This is a genomic window from Moorena sp. SIO4E2, assembly GCF_010671945.1.
Classification (GTDB): domain Bacteria; phylum Cyanobacteriota; class Cyanobacteriia; order Cyanobacteriales; family Coleofasciculaceae; genus Moorena; species Moorena producens.
The window spans coordinates 1-5,875 of sequence record NZ_JAAHIE010000462.1 but is presented as its reverse complement, the minus strand read 5'-3'; the positions used below and the strand labels follow the sequence as shown (position 1 = coordinate 5,875).

Sequence of the window (5,875 nt, the reverse complement as noted above, 5' to 3'; positions counted from 1 at the left end):
TGTAACGGGTCGGAGTCGCTCAGAGTTCAATAGCATATTTGGGCATTTTGTTAATATGCTCCCCATGCGAAGCACTATCAAAGGCGCAGGTAGTTTTACTGAACTGTTAACGCAAGTGCAGCAAACTGTTCTGGAAGCACTAGATCATCAAGATTTTCCTTTTGCACTAATGGTGGAACGATTGCATCCGCAACGAGATTCAAGTTATTCACCAATTATTCAAACGAACTTTATGCTTCAGTCATTTGAACAAGCATATTTGCTGGCTTCTGGTCAAGATGAGACTTCTTTTTCTTGGGGAGATTTAAAATTTATCCCTTATAACCCAGTGCTATTTGAGGGGCAATCTGATTTAGATTTGGAAATGAGCGAAATCAACTCTAAGTTGACAGGAGCATTCAAATACAACACAGACCTGTTTGAACAGAGTACGATTGAGCGAATGCTAAGTCATTTCCAGGCATTGTTGGAGGGTATTGTTGCCGATCCACAACAACCAGTTAGTCGCTTACCACTGCTGACAGTAGCAGAACGACAGCAGCTTTTAGTTGATTGGAATGATACAGCGGTGGGTTATCCTGATGACAAATGTATCCATCAGTTATTTGAAGAGCAGGTAGACAAAACTCCAGATGCAGTAGCAGTAGTATTTGAACAGCAAAAGCTGACCTATTCCCAATTAAACAGCAAAGCCAATCAACTAGCCCATTACTTGCAAGGTTTAGGAGTCAAGGCAGAAACCCTAGTGGGCATCTGTGTAGAGCGTTCAGTGGAGATGGTAGTAGGTTTATTAGCCATACTCAAAGCCGGAGGGGCTTATGTAGCATTAGACCCCAACTATCCCGCTGCGCGGCTAGCTCAGATATTAGAAGACGGGGAGTTAGAGTTAGTGTTAACTGACTCCAACTCCCCGTTTCAGCTACCAGAAACAAAAACACCTGTAGTAGATATCAAGAAAGCAAATACAGTAGAAAGACAAACCAATGTAGTCAGTAATGTCAACCCCCAAAACCTAGCTTATGTATTGTATACCTCTGGTTCTACAGGCCGACCCAAAGGAGTAGCAATTGAACACCGTAGTCCAGTGTCCCTATTACATTGGGCACGAGAAGTGTATAGCCAAGAGGAATTATCAGGAGTATTAGCCTCCACATCCATTTGCTTTGACCTATCAGTATTCGAATTGTTTGTGCCCTTAAGTTGGGGAGGAAAAGTCATATTAGCTGAAAATGCTTTACACCTGCCAGAATTACCAGCAGCAGGAGAAGTAAGCCTAATAAATACAGTACCTTCAGCAGCCAGGGAATTAATCAGAAGCCAAAGTATCCCCAGTGGGGTAAAAACAGTGAATTTGGCAGGAGAGCCACTAGAAAATCAATTGGTGCAAAAACTGTATGAACAAGCAACAATTAAAGCAGTATACAACCTGTATGGGCCAAGTGAAGACACAACTTACTCAACCTATGGGTTAATGGAGAAAGGAGGAAGAGCTGCACCAACCATAGGTAGACCAATAAGCAACACCCAGGTGTATATTCTGGACTCAAAGAATCAACCAGTACCAATAGGAGTAGCAGGAGAACTTCACATAGGAGGAGAAGGACTAGCACGAGGTTACCTGAACAAAGCAGAATTAACAACAGAAAAATTTATCTTTTGGAATGGGAAAAGATTATATAAAACAGGAGATTTAGCACGTTATCAAAGAAATGGTCAAATACAATTCTTAGGGAGACTTGACCATCAAGTTAAAATCAGAGGTTACCGCATCGAAATCGGAGAAATCCAAGCGATATTAAATGAATTTCCCCTAGTCAAAGAAACAGTAGTATTAGCAAGGGAAGATAACTCTGGCAATAAAGGTTTAGTAGCTTATCTAGTGCTAGAAAGTGAAACTCCAGAAGTATCAGAGACAGAACAAATAGATAAAGTGAAACAGTATCTGAAAGAGCAGTTGCCGGAATATATGATACCTAGTAGGTTTGTACTCTTGTCAAAACTGCCTCTGACTCCTAATGGAAAAGTAGACCGTAAGGCATTGCCAGCACCAGATTTATTCAGTAGTCTGTCAACGGAGTATGTAGCTCCAGAAACGGAGACACAGAAGACATTAGCCGAGATTTGGCAAGAAGTGTTGGGTATAGAAAAAGTGGGTACACACGATAACTTCTTTGAGTTGGGAGGACATTCCCTATTAGCCATTCAAGTAATCTCTCGTGTGCGAGCAGCTTTCTCAATAGAACTTAAGCTACGGGACATATTTGAATCACCCACCGTAGCAGGAGTGGCTCAAGCTATTGATCAGGGAAACAATGATACACAGGTTACTAATCAAGTTAAGGACTTAAGGGCTGAAGTAATCTTAGACTCCAAAATTCAGAATCAGTCTGTAGCTTTTAAATATATAAGTGAGCCGAAAAATATCTTTTTGACTGGAGCAACAGGCTTTTTGGGAGTTTATTTACTCTCTGAACTCCTCGAACAAACTAAAGGAAATATATATTGTCTAGTACGTGCAACCTCTTCTGAGCAAGGTAAGCAGAGACTGCAAAGCTCCCTGGAGTCGTATAGCCTATGGAATGAAAGCAAAAGCTCAAGAATTATTCCAGTTATAGGAGAATTGTCGGCTCCACTATTAGGTCTTGACGAACCACAGTTTAACCATCTAGCCAGTCAGGTGGATGTCATTTATCATAATGGCGCTTGGGTAAATTTTGTCTACTCTTACTCAGTTTTGAAGCCAGCTAATGTTCTCGGAACTCAGGAAGTCTTGAGATTGGCTAGCCAAACCAAAATTAAACCCGTACATTTTATCTCTACCATCTCAGTTTTCTCCTCATCTGGCTATTCTGACAAGCAAGTAATTTTTGAATCAGACTCCCTTGACTATAGTCCAGACAACGATGATGGCTACGCTGAAAGTAAATGGGTAGCAGAAAAATTAGTTATGGAAGCTCGTGACCGAAGATTGCCTGTGTGTATATACAGACCAGGGAGAATAACAGGACACAGTCAAACAGGCTTCTGTAATACAGAAGATCTATTTTCTCGAATGATTAAAGGCTGTATCCAGCTAGGAGCAGTGCCAAATCTTGAAGGCGTTTTCAGCGGCATAGTACCTGTAGACTATGTAAGCAAGGCGATTTTTAATATATCACAACAGAAAGAATCTCTAGGAAAGGCTTTTCACATGGTCAATCCTAATGACATCTATGTAAACGAGGCTTTCAACATGATCCGTTCTTGGGGATACCCAATTGAACAGATGGATTATGAAAAGTGGCGAACCAAACTAATTTGTCAAGCAGAAAATAGCAATGAAAATGCATTGTATCCTCTTTTGTCGCTTTTTTCAGAAGAACTACCAGTAAATGCGGAAAAGCAAAGATACGACTGCACAAATACAATACATGGACTAGCTGACACGGGTTTAGTCTGTCCATCCATAGATTCCAAATTATTGAACACCTACTATTCTTATTTTAGGAGTAGCGGCTTATTGAACGCGCCACAGTAGGGCATTCCTTTCCAATAGGCGCACACCAGTCGTGCGCCTTGGAGTTCAATAGATTAACTCTGGGGGGCAACAAGTTGCCCATAAACCTTTTTCTAGCCTACTTATCGCCCCCCAGCCAAACAACCAAAATTCGTAGTCTGATAGTTTAGGGTGTGGAATGTGGGTGTAATTCGATTTTAACTAGCCCAGGGCGATATTTTTACCTTGCTAGCATCAACCAGGTAGGACAGGAAGCTATCTACTAAAGTCTCCATCGTCTCCTGGCTGATTGCAGGCTTAGAAAAGGGGAAATGCAAAAACATTTTTCCCTCAAAAGTTGTAACATAAGCAAGCACAAGACCCCCAAACATGGCTTGTCCTGAAGCAAAACTGATTTCTGAGAGTTCAAATTGACCGTAAACTCTGGGAATGTTTACTCGACCAATATTGGAAATAGACACTGTCTGAGGGGCTTGATCTCGGCGGGTGAGCGCCAACTCGAACATCTTCTTATACATCAACACTCCGCTGAACATATCGCCACGCTTTAAGCCAACTTCCACTTGTTGTCTCACTTCCCGTGCTAATTCCCAGAAGGAGGTATTTGTGTCGAGAGTGTGAAATGACGTTATGGGGCCAACCAGTAAGACCATATTTTCATTGCCGATCACTGGTTTCAAGTGTTTACGCAGATCAACAGGAATCCAACAGGACACATACTTTTTCTTTCCTGATCCGATTTTTATTGCTGTGGCAAATATCAGCGCCGCACATAAAGCACCTTGTACTGTTGTCTTTTCTTGACGGCAACGTAGAATCAGCTCTTTGGTAACCTCCGCATCTAACTGTCTATAAACATTGCCAGTACGGCGTAACTCAAGAGGTACAGTCTTCTCAAAACTCAAGCCTTTTGGTTGGTGCCAAATATTTTTGAATAGAAGTCGTAGCACAAACAACAGCTTGTTGATATTACCCCTGAAGCCTTTTGTTGATGGGGGCAATAACTCATCTACAGGGGGAAGCGTCGGTAAGTTAGGCACTGGCACGACTGGTTCGCCAGAGGCAACTTTCGAGCAGTAGCTCAAGAGTTCTGAATATAACTGGATACTTGATAGAGCGTCCGTGATGGCGTGGTGTATTGTGATAATAAGATGGCTAGCACTGTTTTCACCAAGCTCCTGTTCTTGCACAAGTACAGCTCGCAACAGGACTTCACTACTCTCAATTTGGGTGTTTAATTCTTCAAGAAGGGTTTCTTGCCATTTTCCCTCGTACTCTTTCTCCACAACTCGCAAAGGAATTTTTTTTGCACCAGTTTCAAAACGGAGATTATCCACGTCACCGACGATACGAGAATTAAGCCGAGGGTGATGAGTTTGGACAATATCAAAGGCCTGTCTCACAATTTCTTCATTCAGGGGGCCTAAAATGCGCCCGATAATTACTATATTTAATGAGCTATTCAAGCGATTTACTATTTCCATTACTTGCTCTACAGCACATAGTTTTCTATTATCAATCATTGACATTTTTTATTCCATATCGGTGCTTTGTTACGTACATACAACGAATCTCAGTACAGGACAAAAGGCTTGAAAAGTTGACAAGGGTGGGGTTTGATCAGAATTACCACAGTCATCAGAAACCCCATGAATCAATATAGCGAACAAAAGACAGCGCTCTCCAACCCCATCTGGATTGGCTAGGAGCCAGACTCTCGTTCAAGCGCCATGTTCGCGGCTTTCGCGTAATCATTGTCAAAACTGTCAACCTAAGTCAGCTGGCATTAGGTATGGGATGATTAGCGTTACCGGAGTCGAACTACAAACCCATGCAACGGTTTTTCCGAAAATTTGACATTGATTACACCGTGATCGCGCTTACTGGTGGTGAGTTGGATGCAAATTCCGTGTGGAATGGGTATTGAGTGTAGATCGTACTACCTGGGAGTTTGGCTCTCAGTGCTACAACATCCTGACCTTGGGCATTGTCCATGAAGGGGTAGCCTTTCGAGTACTGTGGTGGATACTCAATAAAAAAGGAAACTCCAACAGCGCTGAGGGGGTGATATGAGCCCTGAAAAGCTTACTATATAAGGCTTTGATGCCAATTCTCTTAGGAAAGATAAACTCCTAAATTGACCCTGCTTTGATTTTATGAAAGCTCAAACCCTTATAACTACGTCCAAGGTCAGCCCAAAACAGCATGTATCTTTCAGGTGCGACCCGTGGCGAATTTAATAATTTAGATGCTGAAAGCGCACCTAAGGTTCTAAACTTTGTCTTGATGCAGTCGCTCATGGGGGGAACCCCCAAGACCGCGCTGCATCGCTTTGTATTGTTCCGGCGGGTCGGGGCATCCCGTGTCGTTAATAATAAA

The 5,875-nt window shown here is 42.4% G+C and carries 2 protein-coding genes and 1 pseudogene; 2 read left to right on the top strand and 1 reads right to left on the bottom strand.

Going from position 1 to position 5,875, the window contains the following annotated elements:
- On the top strand, positions 1–3,517 hold a 3,517-nt coding region (locus F6K37_RS30510), incomplete at its 5' end, for a non-ribosomal peptide synthetase family protein (protein WP_287254256.1).
- A 176-nt stretch (positions 3,518–3,693) separates the two neighbouring features.
- On the opposite strand, the gene F6K37_RS30505 is transcribed toward F6K37_RS30510, so the two are convergent.
- On the bottom strand, positions 3,694–5,025 hold the full coding sequence (locus F6K37_RS30505) for a phthiocerol/phthiodiolone dimycocerosyl transferase family protein (protein WP_287254255.1): 1,332 nt from the start codon (positions 5,023–5,025) through the stop codon (positions 3,694–3,696).
- 120 nt (positions 5,026–5,145) lie between these two features.
- On the opposite strand from F6K37_RS30505, the pseudogene F6K37_RS30500 reads away from it, so the two are divergent.
- A pseudogene (locus tag F6K37_RS30500) lies at positions 5,146–5,557 on the top strand (IS4 family transposase); the annotation flags it as partial.
- Positions 5,558–5,875: the final 318 nt, after the last annotated feature.

Coding starts and splice junctions, on each gene's coding strand:
- F6K37_RS30505 (WP_287254255.1), bottom strand. CDS start 5,025: ATGTCAATGATTGATAATAGAAAACTATGTGCTGTAGAGCAAGTAATG.